Here is a 21,280-nt window from a genome sequence, read left to right on the forward strand (position 1 = left end):
ACGGTGCCCGACGGCGCCACCGTGTCCGAAAGTCCGTAGCAGTGAAGTGAGGCAGGCTGGCGACGTCCGCGTCGGGCCCACCGTCACGGTGTTGACGAGGGCGGTGTCTTCGCCGGCGTCCGGCGCCCCGCCGCTTTCGCCGCACCACCTCGCGGTCGCGGTCGCGGTCGCGGACCGATGCCTGCCCCACCGGGCTGCAGGCCATCGCCACTGGGATCTGCACCTACCGCAGCGAGCCGTGACCGGAACTGGGTACGTCGACTGCGCAGCGAAAGGTTCCTGAGGGAGGAGGCGGTCAGTCAAATGGACGTCAATCGTCTCGTCGGCCCTCTCCTGAAGTCGGGCGCCGTCCGGGACCGCCCTGGATCACAGCAGCCGCTCCTGGCAGGTCGCGCTGACCCCCGCCCGTCGCGGCAGACCCGACCCTCACGTCGGGTGAGGAGTCCGGCCAGTGACCGGGGGTCGACGTCCTCAGGGACCGCCGCTCCCTTACCGGGAATTCTTCTCGGCGACCGCGGTCGCCGGGTGCACGGCGATCAGGCCGAGGCCCTGGCGTCGCTTACACAGCCGCGCCAGTTCGCGATACGCGGCCTCGCCGAGCAACTCGGTGAGCTCCGGCGCATACGACTGCCACACCGCCTTGGCGCCGACGTGCGCGTCCGGCGAGCCGGAGCAGTACCAGTTCAGGTCCTCGCCGCCCGCACCCCAGCCGCGGCGGTCGTACTCGGTGATCGTCGTCTTCAGGATCTGCTCGCCGTCGGGTCGCTCCACCCATTCCTGGGTGCGCCGGATCGGCAGCTGCCAGCACACGTCCGGCTTCACCTCGAGCGGCTCGATGCCGCGCTCGAGTGCCATCGAGTGCAGCGCGCACCCGATGCCACCCTTGAAGCCGGGACGGTTGAGGAAGATGCATGCGCCCTTGTAGCGGCGGGTACGTAGCGCCGGCTCGTCGTCGAGCTCGTCCTCCTCGATGTACCCCCTCTTCCCGAGACCCTGCTTCATGAACTGCCAGTCCTCGGGTCTGAGCAGCTTCACCGACTCGTGCAACCTCGCGACATCCTCCTCGTCGGAGAAGAACGCGCCGTGCGAGCAGCAGCCGTCGTCGGGTCGGCCCGCGATGATGCCCTGGCAGGCCGGGGTGCCGAACACGCAGGTCCAGCGCGAGAGAAGCCACGTCACGTCCGCGGCGATGAGATGCTCGGCGTCGTCGGGATCCGGGAACTCGACCCATTCCCGGGCGAAGTCGAGCGCAACCTCGGGGCTCGGCGTCATCTTGTGCGACGGCCCCGGAATACCTGCTGTCACAGCCCCACGGTAGCCGACCCACATACAAACAAGGACTGATCGGGTCCCCACCTGGGGAGCAAACAACACTCGACCCGAATCTCGCCGACACTCCTGTGACACCACCGCGGTGATATTTGGTCGACCAACCCCAGTCCCAGTGCCGCACATCGGAAGCGACGTTCGATGACACGGCCCAAGACCGCCGCCGCCCGCGGCCCAGTGGGAGCGCCGAGCGCTGAGGTCCAACCCACATTCCCTCTAGGGTCGCTGCTCGCCCTCTCTTAGTGTGGGCAGCGCAATTGTGTGCGCCCGAAAGGTGTCAGCTGGTGGTGAGAAGTGCCACCGCGGCCGCAGTTGGCGTCAGCGCACACAGAATCCTGACCCGCATCTGGTGTTCCCACCCGTGGGGAGGGACGTCGTGCCCGACAGTGACCTCGGCGCCCAGCTCACCTCACTTCCTTCGGGGATGCGATCGATCATCGTTCAGGACATGGTCGATGTCCTCCCACCCTTCCCCGCGCGCCCGACAATGGAGGCATGATCGACGTCGGAGACGAGCGGTTCGAGGACATGGTTGTTCGGGCGCTCGACAGCTTGCCGCCGGAGCTGGGTCGAGTGATTGCCAACGTGGCGGTCACCGTCCGACACGACTCCGGTCCGCCGGGTCTGCTCGGCGTGTACCAGGGAGTCCCGCTGACCAACCGCACTACGCGGTACGCGGGACTGTTGCCCGACCGGATCACGATCTACCGCAAAGCGACCTGCGCCATATGTCGCAGCGACGCCGAGGTGGTCGATCAGGTGCGCCGAACCGTCCTCCATGAGGTCGGTCACCACTTCGGCATCAGCGACGCACGACTACACGAACTCGGATGGTGAGTCGCGCTGGGGCTTGCGGCCACGGCCGTCAGGGGTTGACGTGGCTCCGCGCGGCGTCGAGTTGTGGGGGAGCATTCGAGACCTTCTGGCAATACGAGACCTCGCCTGGCAGAAAGCCCATATTCGGTATCGTGCTGGGCCCCCGTGAATGTTGTCCGGTCTCAACATAATTTGCCGGTATCGCAGTAAATCTTGCATCCGACGGAAGCGACCGCCGAGTCTCAGCGGAGTTGGCAGCTCCAAACCTTTCACCGCCGACCTAGGTGAACCACCCCTGTTGCGGGGAATGCTGATGGGCCGACCAAAAGGAATACGCTGAAACGACGATGCCCGCTCTTGAGCTCCGCCGCTGCCCCGGTCCCGTGCCGTCAGAAAAGCCTCGATGGCCGCGCGAATCAACCATTAGCCCCTTGACACGGTGTGAGCGATGCCGGTAGTACGCAGAACTCCACCCTCTACATCGTCGCTTCCACCAAGGTGGGGCCCCGCGTACCATTCCAACTAAGTCATTCAGCTGTCGGCCGCCACCGATATTCGAGTTTGATGCAAAGGGGAAGCGCGTGACTGTGTGCCTCGTCCACGGCAACCCCGAGACCGCCGCCGTCTGGAACAGATTGGATCCGCTCCTCGATCGCGGACCCGTCGTACGCCTGTCCCCACCGGGTTTCGGTGCCCCGGTTCCCCTGCGGTTTACGGCCACGGTGGAGGAGTACCGCCGTTGGCTGGTCACCGAGTTAGAGCGCTTCGGGCAGCCGGTCCACCTGGTGGGCCACGACTGGGGCGGTGCCCACGTGATGAACGTCGCGATGACACGGCCAGAACTGGTGCACAGTTGGGTGTGCGACGTCATCGGCCTCTTCGACCAGGCTTTCCAGTGGCCCGATCGGGTGCAGGTGTGGGCGACCCCGGGAGGCGAGGAGGCGATAGCGGCGATGATCGACCCGCCGGTCACCGAACGTGCTGCGGCACTGGCAAAGAAGGGAATGCACCAAGACGTTGCCTTACCTGTCGCGGAGGGGCAGAACGCCGCCATGGGCGAGTGCATCCTTCGCCTGTACCGCGACGCCGCCCAGCCGACCATGGCCGAGCTAGGCCGCAATCTCGAGCGAGCCGCCGCGCGGCCAGGCCTGTCGATCATCGCCACCGAGGACTCCTACGCCCCCGACGAGCAGCGTCGCCGCGCAAGCGCGCGCGCCGGTGCTGAGATCGCAGAGCTCGACGGACTCGGCCACTGGTGGTTCACGCAAGACCCACAACGGGGCGCCGCGACCATCAATGACTTCTGGGCAGGAGTGGGACGAGAGTGATACCCAGAAGATGACGATCAGCAACAGGTCGTGGCAATCAGCTATCTGCTCGGTATGTCGACCCGGGCGGATGGAGGAGATCGTCCAATCGGTCGGCATAACAATGTTGTCGAACGCGCAGTTCAGAGCGTCACGACAAACGAGATCGACACATTGCGACAATCGTCGGGGGACCCTCCGACATGGGCGCGATCCGGGGTTCTCGAGCTACGGGTTCGTGTTCTCCCCGAGTAGTTCGAGCTCGAGCCACAGTTCGGCGCGGGTGGTGGGCGAGTTCAGTGAGACGCCCAGAAGGTTCTCGATTCGATCGAGACGTCGCCGCAAGGTGTGTCGGTGAATTCCGAGGTCCTTGGCCGCGGGGTCGGTTTGACCGTTGTGAGTCAGCCATGAACGCAGGGTTCGACAGAGGCTTCCCTCCCGTCCCGGGCCTCCGGCGTCCTGCAATACCGAGAGATGGTTCTCCGCATAGGATCGCGCACGGTACCTGTCGAGGTACGAGGCGAGGCCCTCACCGCCGAGTTGAGCGAAGTGCAGCGCCCCCTCGTTGCGCTGCGCGGCTTCGTCCGCAGCCTGCCGGCTCTCGCGGCGGGCGCGGGCGAACTCGTCCCACCACGCGTTCTCCGAGATTCCCAGCCGGAGGTCGGAAACCGTGACGAGCCTCGAAACCGACTCTTCGACTGAGGCTTCGGAGACCACTACCAGCAGGTGGCCTTCGACCCGGCCGAAGATGGCTGCCCCGCTCGGCCCGGTGTCGAGGACCGCGATCGCGCTGTTCAACCCACTCTGCGAACCCACCGCCGTGATCACCTTGACCGGTTCGGAGGGAAACCCGCCCCAAAGATCCCGGGAAACCTCCCGGGTCGCGGCCATCTGACCGGCGATCAGGAGTCGAAGGGCCGCGGCTCGAGCGCGAGCGAGTGCCCGCTGGGTCTCGTCGGTTCTGCGCACGAACAACGTCAGGAGGGAAGCTGCAACCGTCACGACCCCGTGGTCCAGCGATCCGACCACGCCCTGACGTCCCGCAACGAGATACCCGAGCACTCTGCCGTCCACGGCCGCGAGGGGCTGAGAGATGATGTCCTCGCCGCCCTCGGACGAGAACACCACTTCGCCCGGGCGTGCGATGCGTTGCGGTGCAGTGCGGTTCACCGCTCCACGCACGGTGCGGTGCGAGCTGTGCACGACGTGCCCTGCGGCGTCGAGCAGCGCGGCCCAGCCGCCGATGAGTTCCGCCGTGCGCCGCACGAGGGTCCTCGCACCGTCCGCCGCCAGCGTCGCATGAATCAGCCGACGCTGCTGCTGATGCGTCCGCTGTAACCGGGCGTGATCGTCGGACGAGAGCGCCTGCGATACAGCCTTTTCCAAGACGATGAACGGAACTGCGAGGGGTACTTCCACCAAGGGGAGCTGTTCGGCGCGGGCCGCCGCGACAAATGCGTCCGGGACGGTGTCGAAGCGCAGTCCGACGCCGAACCCCACGGCCGCGACACCCGCCGCAACCAGTCGCCGCACCCGCTCCCCTATGGCCTCGGCGTCGGCGGGTAGCGACACCCCCGTGGTGAGTAGGAGTTCACCCCCGCTGAGGAAGGCCGTGGGATCTTCCAGTTCGGAGACGTGCGCCCAGCTCAGCTCGCGTTCGAGGTGCTCCTCGCCGGCCCGAACGGTCAGGTTGAACGCTTGGGTGTCGCAGAGCTGGCGGACTGTGATCGGCATGCACCCAGTGTGCCATTCTGGCGCATCAGTGAAGCCGCTCTGCCCAGTTTGGCCACTATTCGTTGGTGGCGCTCGACGCAACACTTGCTGAAGACATCGACCGGAGATGCGTGAAAGCCGAGCCCACTGGATCGGCCGTCATCGTCGGGTTCCTCAACGCCTATGGGAGCATTCATGACCGACTTCACCTATCGACTCGCCCAGAAGAGACACCTCGCCACCGCGCTTCCCGGCCCGCGTTCCGCCGAGATCGCAGCCCGGCGCAAGAACTTCGTCGCTGCAGGTGTCGGTTCCTCGGTGCCCGTCTACGCAGTCGACGCGGACGGTGGAGTCGTCGTCGACGCGGACGGTAACTCCCTGATCGATCTCGGCGCCGGCATCGCCGTGACCAGCGTCGGCGCATCGAACCCCGCCGTAGCGGCCGCAGTGGCCGAGCAGGCGCAACGCTTCACCCACACCTGTTTCATGGTGACCCCCTACGAGGGGTACGTCCGGGTCGCCGAGGAACTCGCCGCACTGACGCCGGGAGACCACGAGAAGCGTTCGGTGCTGTTCAACTCCGGTGCGGAGGCTGTCGAGAACGCAATCAAGATCGCTCGACTCGCAACCGGCCGGACAGCGGTGGTCGCGTTCGACCACGCTTATCACGGTAGAACCAACCTCACGATGGCACTCACGGCGAAGTCGATGCCGTACAAGGCACACTTCGGTCCGTTCGCGCCCGAGGTGTACCGCATGCCCGCGTCCTACCCGTACCGCGACGAGTCCGGCCTCACGGGCGAGCAGGCGGCGCTCCGGGCGATCACGCAGATCGAGAAGCAGATCGGTGCCGACTCGGTGGCCGCGATCATCTACGAGCCCATCCAGGGTGAGGGCGGCTTCATCGTGCCCGCGCCGGGATTCCTTCCCACCCTGGTCGCCTGGGCGAAGGAGAACGGCGTCCTCTTCATCGCCGATGAGGTGCAGACCGGCTTCGCGCGGACCGGCGCATGGTTCGCGAGCGAGCACGAAGGCGTGGTTCCCGACCTCATCACCCTGGCAAAGGGTATTGCGGGCGGCATGCCACTGTCGGCGGTCACCGGCCGCGCCGACCTCATGGACTCGGTACACGCCGGAGGGCTCGGCGGAACCTACGGCGGAAACCCGGTGGCCTGTGCGGCCGCGCTCGCCACCATCGACACGATGCGCGAGTGGGACCTCCCGGCCCGGGCGCGCCAGATCGAGAACTCCGTCAAACCGCGCCTCGAAGCATTCGCGAAAGAGGTCGGTGTCATCGGAGAGGTACGCGGTCGCGGCGCCATGCTGGCCATCGAGATCGTCCGGCCCGGCACCACCGAACCCGACCCGGAACTGACCAAAGCGGTTGCTGCCGAGGCATTGTCACAGGGAGTCATCATCCTCACCTGCGGCACGCACGGGAACGTCATCCGCCTGCTGCCACCCCTGGTCATCGGCGACGACCTACTCGACGAGGCCCTCACCGTCCTCGAAGACGCGGTTCGCGCGCACGCGCGTCGCTGATCCCACGCGCGGCCATCGATCACCTCGACACCTGAAGGAAATACACATGACCGACACCCAGACCCTTCTGGCCTCACTTCCGACCGACCTGTGGATCGGTGGCGAGCAGGTGCAGGCCACCGGCGGCAAGACGTTCCCGGTCCGCAATCCCGCGACCGCCGAGGTATTGATCGAGGTGGCCGACGCGACGCCGGAGGACGGCGTGCGGGCACTCGACGCCGCCGCGCAGGCGCAGGCCCGATGGGCATCGACCCCGGCTCGCGAGCGTTCCGAGATACTCCGCCGGGCCTGGGAATTGGTCATCGAGCGCCGGGACGACTTCGCGTTGCTGATGACCCTCGAGATGGGCAAGCCTCTCACCGAGAGCTACGGAGAGGTGACGTACGGCGGTGAATTCTTGCGCTGGTTCTCCGAGGAAGCAGTGCGGATCAACGGCCGCTACACGCAGTCACCGTCGGGCAACGGCCGGATTCTGGTCACGAAGGAACCGGTAGGCCCCACGCTGGCGATCACGCCGTGGAACTTTCCTCTTGCGATGGGCACCCGGAAGATCGCACCGGCATTCGCGGCCGGGTGCACGATGGTGGTGAAGCCTGCCGCCGAAACACCGCTGACGATGCTGTTGCTCGGCGAGGTCTTCCGGCAGGCAGGCCTTCCGGCGGGCGTGCTCTCGATCCTGCCGACGTCGAGTTCGTCCAAGCTCACCGCTCCGCTGTTCGACGATCACCGACTTCGGAAGGTCACCTTCACCGGCTCCACCGGTGTGGGAAAGATCCTGCTGCAGCAGTCCGCCACGCGGGTGTTGCGGACGTCGATGGAATTGGGTGGCAACGCGCCGTTCGTCGTGTTCGCCGATGCCGACATCGACGAGGCAGTCGAGGGCGCGATGGCCGCGAAGATGCGCAACACCGGTGAGGCGTGCACAGCCGCCAACCGGATCCACGTCGACAACGCGATACGAGCCGAGTTCATCGAGAAGCTGACCGCTCGTATGAAGGCACTGAAGGTCGGGCCCGGGGACCTCGACGGCACACAGGTGGGACCGCTGATCACCGAGAAGCAGCGGTCGAGTGTCGCAGAGTTGGTGACGGACGCCGTGGACAAGGGCGCCGTCGTCACCACCGGCGGCTGCAACGCCGCCGGCGAGGGCTATTTCTACGAGCCGACGGTATTGGCCGACGTGCCGGCCGACGCGCGGATTCTGAAGGAAGAGGTCTTCGGGCCGGTCGCAGCCGTCATCGGGTTCGACGGCGAGGACGAAGGCGTCGCCGCAGCCAACGACACCGAATTCGGTCTGGCTGCGTACATCTACACCGAAAACCTCGACCGTGCGCTGAGGGTGTCCAGCGCACTCGAGTCCGGGATGGTCGGCGTCAACCGGGGCATCATCTCCGATGTCGCGGCACCGTTCGGAGGGGTGAAGGAATCGGGGCTCGGCCGTGAGAGCGGTAGCGAAGGCATCGAGGAATACCTCGAGATCAAGTACATCGCACTCCGTTAGCCGGGCAACCCCGCAACGTCACACGCACCGGCACTTCGATGATGAGGACACGACGATGACTCTCCAGACCGACACCACAGTCGACTATTCACCCACGGCGTCAGGACATCCACAGGTCACGTTCGAGCACACCACCGCCGGCATGGCGGCGGTGGTGGGGTGGCCCGCGACGGAACCCCTACTGGTCGATGTGTGCGCGATGTTCGAAAGCTTCGGTCTCCGCACCGCAGCGCATCGCCAGGTTTCCACCGACGGCGCCGAGGGCCCCGGATCGGTGCACGAGTTCGCATTCGCGGGATCGTCCTTCTCCGCCCCGGTGCTGAATCACATCGCGACGGCGTTCGAGGCAGGCTCGGCGGGCCGGTGGAGAATCGATCAGTACGCCCGCCTCGTCGCGACTGCGGGAATCGACTGGCGCGAGGCCGTGCTCGTCCGTGCGATGTGCCGCTTTCTCCGGCAGACCCAACTCGGATTCTCCGAGACCTATCTCGTCGACTCGCTGGCGAGTAATCCCGACTTCGTCCGTGCCCTGGTCACGCTCTTCCAGGCACGGCTCGACCCGGCTCGGACCGGCGACCCGGAGAGGGCGAACGCCGCGCTGACCGACCTGGTCGACAGCGCGACCACCCTCGACGAGGACAGGATCCGACGAGCCCTCCAGGCGTTCGTCCTGGCCGTCGTGCGCACCAACTGGTTCCAGCGCGACGCACAGGGACAGCCGAAGCCGTACCTCTCCTTCAAGATCGATTCCGGCCGGTTGGCGACGCGGGGGCGCGTAGTTCCCTTTCGTGAAATCTTCGTTCACTCCGACGAAGTGGAAGGGATCCATGTCCGAAGCGGTGCTGTAGCACGCGGTGGTCTGCGCTGGTCGAACCGTAACGAGGATTTCCGGACCGAAGTACTGGGTCTGATGAAGACCCAGTCGGTCAAGAACGCTCCTATCGTCCCGATGGGAGCCAAGGGGGCGTTCGTCGTTCGTTCGGCCGACACGCCGGCGCGGGCGGGATACGCGACCTTCATCCGCGGGCTCCTCGACATCACCGACAACATCGTCGATGGTGCCGTCGTCCATCCGGCCGACACTCTGTGCCTCGACGGCGACGACGCGTACCTCGTCGTCGCCGCGGACAAGGGCACCGCCACCTTCTCGGATCTGGCGAACAGCATTGCGGCGGAGTACGACTTCTGGCTCGGCGACGCGTTCGCGTCGGGCGGCTCGGCTGGATACGACCACAAGGCCATGGGCATCACCGCGCGCGGAGCGTGGCTGTCCGTCGAAAGGCACTTCGCGGAGGCGGGCCACGACATCGACACCGACGAGTTCTCGGTCGTCGGTATCGGCGACATGTCCGGCGACGTGTTCGGCAACGGGATGCTGCTGTCGCGGAACATCACGCTCGTCGGTGCATTCGACCACCGGCACATCTTCCTCGATCCCGACCCCGATACCGCCGTGTCGTACCGCGAACGCGAGCGCCTCTTCGGACTGCCGACGTCGTCCTGGACGGACTACGACCGCGAGAAGATCTCGACCGGTGGCGGCGTGTGGTCTCGGTCGGCGAAATCGATCACCCTGTCACCTCAGGTGCGGGCGCGCCTCGGCATCGAGTCCTCGTCGCTCGACCCCGACGAGCTGATCCAGGCGTTGCTGCGCGCACCGGTCGACCTGCTCTGGAACGGCGGCATCGGCACCTACGTCCGGGCCGCGAGCGAGACCGACGTCGACGCTCAGGATCCGGCCAACGACCGCGTACGGGTGTCGGCAGGGGAACTCCGGTGCGCGGTCATAGGCGAAGGCGGCAACCTCGGGTTGACGCAGCAGGCCAGAATCGACTATGCGGGGGATGGCGGGCGCATCAACGCAGACTTCATCGACAACGCAGCGGGAGTCGCCACCTCGGATTTCGAGGTGAACATCAAGATCGCGCTCGACGCAGCGGTGCGAGCAGGCACCCTCTCGGCGGAACGACGGAAGTCCCTGCTGGCGCAGGTCGCCGACGACGTCGCCGCGCGGGTACTCGACGACAGCGCGAGCCAGATCCTGGCCATCAGCCTCGCCTCCGCGCAAGCCCGCCATCTCCTCGACAGGCACGTCCGGTTGATCGGCAACCTCGAAAAGGTCGGCGGCATCAATCCACGCACCGAGGGACTGCCCTCGCCCGCGGAACTGAAGCGCCGCGCGACCTCCGGGCACGGACTCACACGACCGGAGATCGCGATTCTCCTTGCGCAGTCGAAGAATCTGGTCTCCCAGGAACTGCTCGCCTCCACCGTGCCGGACGACGAAGTATTCGCTGCGCGCCTCACCGGGTATTTTCCGGACGCCATCACCGAGAACGTTGCCGCTCAGATCGCCGCCCATCCCTTGCGACGGGAGATCATCGCGACGTCGATCGCCGACGAGTTGATCAACCGCGTGGGCCCGGGGGCCATCTTCTGGCTACAGGAGCGCTTCGGAATCACCACGTCGGAAGCCGCTTCCGCATACGCTGCCGTGAGCGCAATCTACGAACTGGATGCGCTGTGGGAACGGGCACTCGAGGGTCCGGGCACCGGCATCGAACGACCGGAGTCGCTACTCGACACCAGCTGGTTGATCGAACACGCCGTCTCGTGGCTGTTGCGCCGACGACGGGGAACCGTGGTGCCGGAGAGGGAGATAGACCGGTTTGCCGATTCGGTCCGCAAGCTCGTCGAACTCCCCCGGCGCGAACGCCCGCTCGATGCAGATCTTCCCGGTGCGCTCCAGTTCACGGACACCGCGGACCTACTGGGAATCTCGGTGGAGCGGGTAGCCGAGGTGCACCACGAACTCGGGCAGCGACTCGGCATCGGCTGGGTGGTCGACGCATTGTCGGATCGCACGGGTACCACCCACTGGGACGTGCTGGCCGCGGCGGCGGTGCACGACGACCTGTCCGACCTGCACCATGCGCTGACAGTCCGGGTGCTGCGTGACGACGGCACGGCGACGGGGAACGCAGTCGCTGCGTGGTGCGAGGCCCATTCGCACGATCTGCATCGCTTCGAACTCGTCGTGGATGCGGTTCGCGGGGACGGCGAGGTCGACCTGGCGAAAACCTGCGCCGTCACCGCCGCGCTGCGCGCTCTCGACAACTGAACGAATTCGGCCGGCGGATCCGCGACACGCGGTTCCGCCGGCCGCTCTGCATCCCCACGAATCCAGGTGCCGATCGCGACGGTTGCCTGCGGTCAACGTGAACGAACAATGGAAGTGTGAAAAGTGCGATCGAGTAACAACATCGATACCTGGACGGACGAATCGGTGAGTGGTGGGCGGAGCCAGGAATTGCCCTACACCGTGGCACGATCCTGGTTCCTGATCTCCGGAGCATCCGACCTGCCGCAGTCGATGGGATCCGGCGCCGACGTCGATATCCTCGACCTGGACGACGCCGTACCTCCCGCCAAGAAGCCCGCCGCACGCACTCAGGTCGTGAACGCGCTTCACCATCGACGCGCGTGGATCCGTATCAACGACGTCACCACCGAGTTCTGGAAGAACGACGTCGCGGCACTCCGTGATTCACCAGGTCTTCTCGGCGTCATGCTGGCCAAAACCGACTCGGCGAGCGATGTCGACAAGATCGCCGAAAGACTTCGTGCCACCACACCGGTCATTGCCTTCATCGAGTCCGCCGTAGGTCTCGAAGCTGCAGGAACGATCGCCACACACCCGCGGGTGGGTCGGCTGGCCTTCGGAAGCGGAGACTTCCGCATGGACGTCGGAGCGGGCACCGACCGTAACGCCCTGACGTACGCGCGTTCTCGGCTGGTCGTGGTGAGTCGCGCGGCGGGTCTGCCCGCCCCGATAGACGGGCCGACAGTGCCCGATGACCAGATCCTCACCGTCGACGAAACCGAGTATGCGGCCGGTCTGGGTATGACCGGCCGCATGTGCTTACACGCGTCACATGCCGCCACGATCAACACGGCCCTCAGCCCGACCGATCAGGAAATCTCGGACGCCGAAGAACTAATCACCCTGCTCGGACCCGATGGCGCCAACGCACGAAAGGGAAGCGATCTGCCTCGGCTCGCCAGGGCCCATCGAGTTCTCGACCGGGCGCGGATATTCGGCATGAATGCCCTCGCACCCGAGCTGCACTGAACCACTGCGTGCTTCGCCGGAAATCGACGGGCACTGGGGAAGAACACCTCGAGTGGCCGATCACGCTGACGGGCCGACGGAACAGTCGGCCCGTCAGCGGGTCCGTCACGGAGCGGGCCGTCTCGGGTACTCGCACACGATGAGGGCGAGCAGCAACTCGGCACGCACGTACGCCGAGGTCAATGAGCACTCGAGAATGCGCTCGATTCGAGCCACTCGGGTGCGCAGAGTATGGCGGTGAATCCCCAGGACCGCTGCCGCAGATGCGAGGTGCCCATTCGCCTCGAGGAGCGCCCGAAGGGTCGACAACAGGGCGGTACGGTTGACGCGGTCATAATCGTCCACACGCCCGATTGTCGACTCGCCCACCACTCGTAGTACCTCACGACACGGCGTCGACACCAAGAGCTCGCCACTTACGATCTCCCCGAAGTCCAACACCGCGGCACCCTCCGACGCGGCGGCCGCAGCAACGTGTGCCTGCCGCGAGGCATTCGCCACCTCAGCGACAGGCAGCGCTGCGCTCAGCCCGATACGCAACCGTGAGCGAATCGCAGGGGGCAGGTCTGCGAGCAACTCTCTGCACCCTTCGACATCGGTGCCACCGCTGAGCAACACGGTAATTCGGGACGCATTCTCGTAGAGGAAACGTGGCCGCCCGGACCTGTCGAGTTCGTGGGTGAGGACCGTTCTCACGAGCTCGAGGTCGGCTGCCGACAGACCACCGGTGTGAACACCGAGAACGCGAACCGAACCATCGGTACCTGCCGCAGCCGCGAAGTACACATCCGGCGCCACTGCATCGGTGGTGATGGTTGGATGTCCGATCACCAATGCACCTGCTCCCCGCTGATCGTCATCGACATCCATACAGATCTAACGCGGTGGTTTCTTCACGACCTGCTTGTCGTGCCGCCCATATAGAGCACATCGGCGAGGGGTTCACCGGCCCGGATACGGGCAAGGATGTCCGGTTCGGCAGCGTCGGACGCGAGGGCCAGGTCGACAACATCTGCCGCACCGTCCGGGGTCAGGACCAGGACACCGTTGTCGTCGGCGAGGACGATGTCACCAGGGTTGACGGAAACACCGCCGATCATGACCGGTACGTTGATCGCGCTGTTGTCGCCGTCATACCTCTTGGTGGTGAGAATCGAAGTGCCGCGGGAAAATACCGGCAGACGACCCTGCCGCAGTTCGACGATGTCGGTTACCACTCCGTCGACGACGATTCCCACCGCGCCGGCGGCAAGTGCCGCGCAGGAGGTGACAGCTCCGACCGAAGCGTGAGCCGCGTCGCCTCCCATGTCGACGATCAGCACGTCACCTGGTGTCAGGGCATTCAATGCGTGATTCATCGCCACCGCATCCGCATCCGCAATGCGCACCGTCAGTGCGCGGCCCACCACACGCACATCGGAGAGAAGAGAACGGATGGCCGGATCCACGAACCCCTCTTCGAGGTAGTGCCCGATGGTCGGAAAGCTGACCCGGTGAAGCTTGGCCAGCAGCGCCGACGAGGGGGGCAGCATCTGCTGCGGAGTGGACGATTGAGCTCGAGTCATGATGTTCCTTCCGGGATCGAGTTCTCGGCGAGGACGGCCACGCACTCGATCTCCAGGGCGATTCCGAAGATATCGACGCACACAGTGGTTCGGGCGGGCAGGTCGCTCCCGAAGAACTCCGAATAGACAGCGTTGTACGGTTCCAACTGCCCCGGGTCGGTGAGGTAGGTGTTCACCTTGACCACGTTCTGCAGGGAAGATCCGGCCTCACGCAGCGTCGCCTCCAGATTGGCCAGAGTCTGACGCACCTTGTTGTCGAAGGCATCCGGCTGATCGCCGAGGTTCGAGATGGCGGGAAGCTGACCCGAGGTGAACACGAACCCGTTGGCCACCACTGCATGAGAGAACGGTCCGACCGGAAGCACGTCGCCGGACACTATGCCTATACGCCGCATCAGACCCGGACCCGCTCAGGATCCGCCTCTGGGAGAGAATTCTCGGCCGGCGCTTCGTCGGCCGAGTCGAGACTGTTCCGCAGCGTCTCCGTCAGCAGCAGCAGAGCAACGATCGAGACTGCCGCCGATCCGATCATGTACCAGGCCACGGACGACCCCGAGCCAGTAGCACTCAGGAGCGCCGTCGTGATGGCGGGGGTTGCGGCACTCCCCAGCAGTCCGGAGAGCATGTACGCGATAGACAGACCCGAGTACCGGACCCGGGGGCCGAACAGCTCCGCCAAGAATGTGGCGATGGGGCCGTAGTTGGCCGAGAAAGCGGTCATCATCATGATGTAGGCGAAGATCACCATCGGGACGGACTTGGTATCCATCATCCAGAACATGGGGAAGGCGACGACAGCCTCTGCGAGTATGCCGCCGATGATCACGGGTTTGCGCCCGATGCGGTCGGACAGTGCGCCGAATGCCGGAATCATGAACAGCCCTGTGGCGCACGCAATCAGAACCGCCAGCAGCATGGTGTCGCTGGAGAAGCCGAGCTGCTGCTTGCCGTAGGTGAGTCCGAAGGCCACCATGATGTTGAACGCGGTGCCGGTGGACAAGGTGGCAATACCGCCCAGCAGAACCTGCTTCCAGTACTTGCGCATGAGAACCACGAAGGGAATCTTGGCTTTCGCGCCGGCTTCCTTGACCGCCTGGAACGACGGTGTCTCCTCCAGAGTCAAGCGGATGTAGAGGCCGACGGCCACCAGGAGAGCGCTCGCCAGGAACGGAATACGCCAACCCCAGGTAAGGAGAAATTCCTCCGGCGAGGTCGCGGCAATGATCAGGAAGACCAGATTGGCGATCAATGTTCCGCCGGAACCCCGACCTGGACCAATGAGCCGTAGAATCCACGTTTCGTCTTGGGCGAGTGTTCGACCACCATCAGAACCGCACCTCCCCATTCGCCGCCGAGCGCGAGGCCCTGGATGACCCGAAGAGTCAACAGCAGGATCGGGGCCATGATGCCGATCGCCGAGTAGGTGGGTAACAGTCCGATCGCGAAGGTTGCCGCACCCATGGTGATCAGAGAGATCAGCAACATGGACTTCCGGCCCAATTTGTCACCGAAGTGGCCGAACAGAGCGGCGCCGACGATCCGGGCGACGTACGCAGCGGCAAACGTGCCGAAGGCCAACATGGTTCCGACGAGCGCGTCGAAGCTCGGGAAGAAGATCTTGTTGAAGACCAGGGCCGAGGCCGTGGCAAAGACGAAGAGGTCGTACCACTCGACGGTTGTGCCGATAACACTGGCCGTCGCGATCTTGCGCATCTTGCTCTTGATATCTTGCGACGCCGGGCCGCCGACTGCAGATTGAGCCATGGGTTCTCCAAAGAACGGCTGGGAAAGAGTGCCGGGTAGCTGACCACTCCCGATGACATCAACTATCCGCTGTGACAGGAGACACCTTCAATAGGGAAACACACACCGTTTACAGCTTCCCGGTGGGCAGATTCCCACCTCCCGGTCCACCTCGGTGCGGCCGTGACACATTGAGCCCGCGTGGCGGCAATGCAGCGATCCGGGAGCCGTTCTCGCAGAGAACGACTGGCCGCCAGGTGCCCTGGCGCTCCCGGGTGTGAAGCGAGGTGACGATCGTGACATCTGCTGGAAACATCTGTCCGCACGCACTGCCAGGACTCGCACCGCACCGCCGATGCCCCGGTTGCCGCGAGGTACGCGTGCGGAGTGGGGGCACCGGTGGGCACAGTCGGTACATCGATCACCGGTGTGTCGACTGCCGACCCGCGAGCACCCGCACTCGGTGCCGAACGGCGAACCAGCCCGCGATCAGTGCCGGGATCACGACGACAACCGACGCGACCGTGTACGTCCCGACCGGATGGTCGAGCGCCATGAGAACAAGGACCGCCGCGACGAACACCAGCGTCGCGTACGACGAGTACGGGGCGAACGGCATTCTGAACGCCGGGCGTTCCGCCACCCCTCGAGTCGCCCACCGGTGCAACTTCATCTGACACAGCACGATCACCGCCCACGTCGTCAGCGTGCCGAGCGAGGAGACGTTGATCGCGATCTCGAAAGCGTGATCGGGGACGATGTAGTTCAGTCCCACCCCGATCAGCGTCACCACCGCTGTGAGGAGGATTCCCCCGTAGGGCACGCCGGAGCTGCTCATGCGAGCGGTGAACCGTGGTGCCGTCCCGCTCATCGCCATCGACCGCAGGACTCTGCCCGTCGAGTACAGTCCAGCATTCAGACTGGACAGCGCTGCGGTCAGCACCACGAAGTTCATGACGTTGCCGGCGCCCGGTATGCCCAGCTGGGTGAAGAACGTGACGAACGGGCTCTGCGTCGGGCTGTAGTCGGTGTACGGCAGGAGCAGGACGAGCAGCAGCACGGCACCGACGTAGAACACCATGATGCGGACGATCACACTGTTGATCGCGCGCGGCATGATCTTGGCGGGATTCGGTGTCTCTCCCGCTGCGATGCCGACCAGTTCGATGCCGGAGTAGGCGAACGTGACACCGACGATCACGATGACCAGGGGAAGCATGCCGTTCGGGAGCCATCCACCGTTGTCCGAGATGAGCGCGAAGCCGGTCGCGTGACCGTCGACGGGGAAGCGGAGCGCGACGACGATCCCGCCGATCACCAGGAACGAGACGAGCGCGACGACTTTGATGATCGCGAACCAGAACTCGAGTTCCCCGAAGACTTTGACGGACAACAGGTTGACGAACAGGACGATCGCCAACGCACCCAACGCGAGCACCCACTGCGGAACCGAGGTGAAGAAATGCCAGTAGTGGACGTAGATCGCGGCGGCGGTGACGTCGACGATCGAGGTGATCGCCCACAGCATCCAGTACATCCACCCGGCGACGAATGCCATCTTCTCGCCGTAGAACTCCCGGGCATACGACACGAAGGATCCGGACGTCGGCCGATGGAGCACCAGCTCGCCCATCGCGCGCAGCATCAGGAAGGCGAAGAAGCCGGTGACCGCGTACACGACCACCAGGGCGGGCCCGGCCGAGGCGAGGCGGCCGCCGGCTCCGAGAAACAGTCCCGTCCCGATCGCGCCGCCGATCGCGATCATCCGGATCTGCCGGGTCTTGAGGTCCTTCTTGTAGTCGCCGTCCCCCTCGTGCGACAGGCGTGCCGAGGAGTCCGACGGAATGTGTACCGCAGGCGATTCGGGTGAATGGCTCGTACTCACAGTGCTCTCCTAGTCCAGTCGAACAGGTTTGATCGAGTCGAAAAGGTCACCGGGGCCGGGATTCGACGGCGGCGTGGTTCCACCGAACTGATTCATGACCCCCCACACCGCGTTGAGGCCGGTGGTGACGGCGCCTTCCGCCCACCCACCGGTGAACGAAATGTCGTCACCGGCGAGATAGATCCCCTTGTGCCCGGGTTCGAAGTCCGACTGTTCGAAGTGTGTGAACAACCGCTCCTGGTAGCGGTAGTGCCCGGGCAGGTTGTCGCTGAAGGCACCCATGAAATGGGGATCCGCCTCCCACGAGACGGTGACCGGTTCGCCGATGATGTGCGAGGCGATATCGACACCGGGGTAGATCTGGGCGAGCGAGTGCAGCATCATCTTCACGCGCTCGTCGGCGTCGAGTGGCATCCACTTGAGGGAGTCGTCGTTCCAGGTGTACGACAGGCAGATCAACGCCGGCTTGTCCGGTCCGTCGTCGAGCAGATACGTGCCGCGGGTGATGCGGTCGGTGAGGGTCGTGCTCATGACGTCGCGACCCGTCTCGGGATCGACGTCCTTCCAGAACGGACGATCCACCATCACGAACGTCTTCGAGGCCTGCATGTAATGGCTACGTTCGATTGCCATCCAGAGCTTCTGGCTGAACAGCTCTTCACTGCACTCGATACGGGCCGACAGCAGCCACGACTGACAGGTGACGACGGCCGCGTCGTACGACTCTTCGTTTCCCCACCGATCCATGATCGCGATCCGGCCGGGACCACCGCTGGGCGTACGGTCGCGCCTGATCCGCTGCACCCCGGACCGGGGTGATCCGCTGTGGAGGGAGGCAAGAGTTGTTCCGTCCGGCCAGTGGACGAGGTCTGCGGGAGCGTGGTTCCACAGTCCGTGCGGTACCTGATCGGCGCCGCCCAGGATGCGCTGCTGGTGCGCGTCCGCGTCGACGTAGACGACACGCAGGACCTCGAGCATCGAGTCCGGGAAGTTGGTATCCCATCCGCCGGTGCCGAATCCGACTTGCCCGAACGCCTCCCGATATTCGAAGGGCAGTGTGGAGAAGGCTTTCGACGATTCGAGGTATCCGTAGAAGGACATGCCGTCGAACGCAGGCACCAGCTCGTTCCAGATGCGCTTGATCTTCTTCAGGTCGCGGTCTCGGATTGCGGTCTGCATCTCCGTGAAGGCGGCCCGCTCCTCGAGGCAGTCACTCCATGCCGCGGAGACGTCGTGGAAGAATTCGGGCAGCTCGTCCGGAGTGTGGGCGTAGTGCGCCTTACCGCCCAGCTCGACGACCGTGCTCGAGCTCGCGTCGGTCAACGGGTTGGGGAACGGTGCGGTGTTCAACCCGAGCAGATCGACATAGTGGAAGAAAGTCTGCCCCGACACCGGGAACCGCATCCCGCCGAGATCGGCTACCGGTCCCCCGTCCGTCCCGAATCTCTTGCCTCGCATCCGCCCGCCGATCTCCGCGGATTCGTAGATCACCGGATGGAGGCCCATCTTCATGAGCTCGTACGCTGCGATGAGTCCGGCCATGCCGGCGCCGACGACGGCAACCTTGCGACCGTATGCCTCGCTCGGCACGGAGCCGATCCCGGCGGGGTGACGAACGTACTCGTCGTAGGGAAACGGGAAATCGGGGATCAGCATCGTGATCGGGGCAGAGGAAGACACACTACTCCTTCAGGGTGGTTCGGTTCGGAAGATGTTTCTCGTCAGTACAAGTCGAGTCGGCGCGACCGCAGGTACGGATTGTCCGCTCTGGCCGCACGAATCGCTTCGCTCGTGATGTCGGCGAAGATCAGCTTCGCCTCGTCCCCGGCCTGCGCCGCACGGGATCCGTCCGGCGCGACGATGCAACTGCGGCCGGCGAACCCGGTGCCGCACTGATTGGCGTACGCGATCGCCACCGTGTTCTCGAGTGCGCGCGCCGGCACGAGCAGGCTTGGCACGGCGGCGGAGTCGAATGTCGAAGACACACGGGTGGGTACCGCCGTGGGCACGAGCACCAGGTCGGCCCCTGCGACGGCGAGAGCGCGCACGTACTCCGGGAACTCGACGTCGTAGCAGATCCCCAGCGCGACTGTGAGATCGCCGAAACGAACGACGGGCGACAATTCCGTGCCCGCGGCGAAGAACTGCGCCTCCTCCGGGCCGAAGAGGTGCGACTTCCGGTAGTGGAGCACCTGTGTGCCGTCACTCCCGAACAGGGTGGCGGTGATGAACCGTCCAGAACCGGACTGTTCGACGGTAGAGGCGACGACAGCGATACCATAACTCTCCGCCAGCTTCGAGACCGCCTGTCGCACAGGAGCACCGTCGAGGTGGTGAATCCTGGCCGGCGCGTATCCCGTGGGAAACAGTTCGGGGGTGACGAGAATGTCCGCCCCGCCGTCTGCCGCATCCGAGGCCGCGGCGGCGAGGGTGTCGAGATTCGCATCGACGTGCCCGACCGCGGACGTTGCTTGAAGGACGGCAATACGCACTGGAAAACTCCGGAATTGGTTTGGGAACTTGGTGAATTCAAGTCTGCTGGTGAACTGCGCCACATCCAATGACAGCGGTCAACGAAAACGCGGGGCAGAAATGGGCGAAAGCACATCGATTCGGAACTTTCCTGGTGCTCGCCGGATCCGCTGTACACAATGGGTTCGGATGGTCCACGATTGTCACCCGGAGCAATTGCCTCCTCACGACTTCGACGCAGGGCGTGCCCGACCACATGGATCTCAGGACCGGCGCCGCGGGCTCGCGTTCGGTCCGGCGGCGCGTTTGTGCGTTAGGGTGTGTCTCCCAATGATTTGTGGTGTTGTGCTGCAGAATCTTCGGTGTGGCAGACGTTGTTGATCGGTTTGAGGTGTTGACGGACAAGCAGTGGGAGTTGCTCGCGCTGCTCTTGCCCAGTTCCGATGGGCTCCGGGGGCGGAAGTTCCGGAACAATCGTGTGGTGGTCGAGGGGATGCTGTATCGACTGCGGACCGGGGTGCCCTGGCGGGATCTCCCGTCGCATTTCGGGCCCTGGAAGACGGTGTGGAAGCGGCATCGCCGCTACGCCGGAGACGGAACCTGGGATCGGGTGCTGACAGCCCTGGTCGCGATGGCCGACGCCGGCGGGAACCTGGACTGGGCGGTATCGGTCGATTCCACGGTGGTCCGTGTCCATCAGCACGGCGCGAACGCCGCCCGCCACACAGGGGGATCTACCGAATTACACGAACCTGCGTGACGAGCCTGCCGATCACGGCATCGGCCGGTCGAGGGGCGGGTTGACCAGCAAGGCGCACCTGGCGTGCGACGGTCACGGGCGCCCACTGTCGGTGCTGGTCGGCCCCGGCCAAGCCGGTGACAGTCCGATGTTCGCCCACGTGCTGGAGGGTATTTGCGTCCCGCGGCTCGCCGGCGGAGCGCACCGCACGCGCCCCGACGAGGTCCGGGCCGACAAGGCGTACTCATCACGGGCCAACCGGGAACTGCTGCGCAGCAGAGGCATCAAGGCGGTAATCCCGGAGAAGACCGATCAGGCAGCGAACCGGGTGAACAAGGGCCGCGCGGGCGGGCGGCCACCGAACTTCGACCCGGAGTCCTACAAGGGGCGCAACGTGGTCGAACGGGCCTTCAACAAGGCGAAACAGTGGCGTGCGGTGGCCACCCGCTACGACAAACTCGCCCTCACCTACCGCGCCGGATTCCTGCTCGCCGGCATCGTCGAGTGGCTCAAACTATTAGGAGACATGTCCTAGT

The 21,280-nt window shown here is 65.1% G+C and carries 17 protein-coding genes; 7 read left to right on the forward strand and 10 right to left on the reverse strand.

Going from position 1 to position 21,280, the window contains the following annotated elements:
- Positions 1-489 precede the first annotated feature (489 nt).
- On the reverse strand, positions 490-1,272 hold the full coding sequence (locus ACNJ7E_RS15790) for a DUF3109 family protein (protein ID WP_418340355.1): 783 nt from the start codon (positions 1,270-1,272) through the stop codon (positions 490-492).
- A gap of 552 nt (positions 1,273-1,824) precedes the next feature.
- On the opposite strand from ACNJ7E_RS15790, the gene ACNJ7E_RS15795 reads away from it, so the two are divergent.
- Positions 1,825-2,166: a metallopeptidase family protein gene (locus ACNJ7E_RS15795; RefSeq protein ID WP_418340341.1), complete on the forward strand. Its 342-nt coding sequence runs from the start codon at positions 1,825-1,827 to the stop codon at positions 2,164-2,166.
- Positions 2,167-2,726: 560 nt separating this feature from the next.
- On the forward strand, positions 2,727-3,473 hold the full coding sequence (locus tag ACNJ7E_RS15800; RefSeq protein ID WP_418340342.1) for an alpha/beta fold hydrolase: 747 nt from the start codon (positions 2,727-2,729) through the stop codon (positions 3,471-3,473).
- A gap of 207 nt (positions 3,474-3,680) precedes the next feature.
- Here the strand turns inward: ACNJ7E_RS15800 and ACNJ7E_RS15805 are convergent, their stop codons facing one another.
- Positions 3,681-5,186, reverse strand: coding sequence for a PucR family transcriptional regulator (locus ACNJ7E_RS15805; RefSeq protein ID WP_418340343.1), 1,506 nt, complete (start codon positions 5,184-5,186; stop codon positions 3,681-3,683).
- A 174-nt stretch (positions 5,187-5,360) separates the two neighbouring features.
- Between ACNJ7E_RS15805 and gabT the strand changes: the two genes are divergently transcribed.
- From gabT to ACNJ7E_RS15825, 4 genes are all read left to right on the forward strand, one after another.
- Positions 5,361-6,707 (forward strand): 4-aminobutyrate--2-oxoglutarate transaminase, encoded by a 1,347-nt coding sequence (gene gabT, locus ACNJ7E_RS15810; RefSeq protein WP_418340344.1) that lies wholly within the window; start codon positions 5,361-5,363, stop codon positions 6,705-6,707.
- Positions 6,708-6,753: 46 nt separating this feature from the next.
- The gene (locus ACNJ7E_RS15815) at positions 6,754-8,208 is read left to right on the forward strand and encodes an NAD-dependent succinate-semialdehyde dehydrogenase (RefSeq protein ID WP_418340345.1); all 1,455 of its coding nucleotides are present in this window, start codon (positions 6,754-6,756) and stop codon (positions 8,206-8,208) included.
- Positions 8,209-8,263: 55 nt separating this feature from the next.
- Complete coding sequence (locus tag ACNJ7E_RS15820) at positions 8,264-11,329, forward strand: NAD-glutamate dehydrogenase domain-containing protein (protein ID WP_418340346.1); 3,066 nt, start codon at positions 8,264-8,266, stop codon at positions 11,327-11,329.
- 123 nt (positions 11,330-11,452) lie between these two features.
- On the forward strand, positions 11,453-12,340 hold the full coding sequence (locus ACNJ7E_RS15825; RefSeq protein WP_418340347.1) for an HpcH/HpaI aldolase/citrate lyase family protein: 888 nt from the start codon (positions 11,453-11,455) through the stop codon (positions 12,338-12,340).
- Between the two features lie 105 nt (positions 12,341-12,445).
- Here ACNJ7E_RS15825 and ACNJ7E_RS15830 read toward each other — a convergent pair whose 3' ends face one another.
- The 8 genes from ACNJ7E_RS15830 to ACNJ7E_RS15865 form a co-directional block, all read right to left on the reverse strand.
- Positions 12,446-12,685 carry a helix-turn-helix domain-containing protein gene (locus ACNJ7E_RS15830; protein ID WP_418340348.1) on the reverse strand — a complete coding sequence of 80 codons (240 nt, stop codon included), beginning with the start codon at positions 12,683-12,685 and terminating at the stop codon, positions 12,446-12,448.
- Between the two features lie 548 nt (positions 12,686-13,233).
- Positions 13,234-13,905, reverse strand: coding sequence for an RraA family protein (locus ACNJ7E_RS15835; protein WP_418340349.1), 672 nt, complete (start codon positions 13,903-13,905; stop codon positions 13,234-13,236).
- Positions 13,902-14,270 (reverse strand): RidA family protein, encoded by a 369-nt coding sequence (locus tag ACNJ7E_RS15840; protein WP_418340350.1) that lies wholly within the window; start codon positions 14,268-14,270, stop codon positions 13,902-13,904. The genes ACNJ7E_RS15835 and ACNJ7E_RS15840 overlap by 4 nt, the downstream gene beginning before the upstream one ends.
- Positions 14,271-14,299: 29 nt before the next feature.
- The gene (locus tag ACNJ7E_RS15845; protein ID WP_418340351.1) at positions 14,300-15,154 is read right to left on the reverse strand and encodes an MFS transporter; all 855 of its coding nucleotides are present in this window, start codon (positions 15,152-15,154) and stop codon (positions 14,300-14,302) included.
- Complete coding sequence (locus ACNJ7E_RS15850; protein ID WP_418340352.1) at positions 15,151-15,669, reverse strand: MFS transporter; 519 nt, start codon at positions 15,667-15,669, stop codon at positions 15,151-15,153. The genes ACNJ7E_RS15845 and ACNJ7E_RS15850 overlap by 4 nt, the downstream gene beginning before the upstream one ends.
- Positions 15,670-16,069: 400 nt before the next feature.
- Positions 16,070-17,533: an amino acid permease gene (locus ACNJ7E_RS15855; RefSeq protein WP_418340353.1), complete on the reverse strand. Its 1,464-nt coding sequence runs from the start codon at positions 17,531-17,533 to the stop codon at positions 16,070-16,072.
- Between the two features lie 9 nt (positions 17,534-17,542).
- Positions 17,543-19,189, reverse strand: a complete 1,647-nt coding sequence (locus ACNJ7E_RS15860; RefSeq protein ID WP_418340356.1) for a flavin monoamine oxidase family protein — start codon at positions 19,187-19,189, stop codon at positions 17,543-17,545.
- A gap of 65 nt (positions 19,190-19,254) precedes the next feature.
- Positions 19,255-20,025: a nitrilase-related carbon-nitrogen hydrolase gene (locus ACNJ7E_RS15865; RefSeq protein WP_418340354.1), complete on the reverse strand. Its 771-nt coding sequence runs from the start codon at positions 20,023-20,025 to the stop codon at positions 19,255-19,257.
- A 344-nt stretch (positions 20,026-20,369) separates the two neighbouring features.
- On the opposite strand from ACNJ7E_RS15865, the gene ACNJ7E_RS15870 reads away from it, so the two are divergent.
- Positions 20,370-21,279, forward strand: a protein-coding gene (locus ACNJ7E_RS15870; protein WP_418339763.1) for an IS5 family transposase whose coding sequence is annotated in 2 segments (ribosomal slippage) — positions 20,370-20,726 and positions 20,728-21,279 — 909 coding nt in all. Because the reading frame shifts where the segments join, the coding sequence is not laid out codon by codon here.
- Position 21,280: the final 1 nt, after the last annotated feature.

Source organism: Rhodococcus mengyinensis (assembly GCF_048381435.1).
GTDB classification, from domain to species: domain Bacteria; phylum Actinomycetota; class Actinomycetes; order Mycobacteriales; family Mycobacteriaceae; genus Rhodococcus_F; species Rhodococcus_F opacus_D.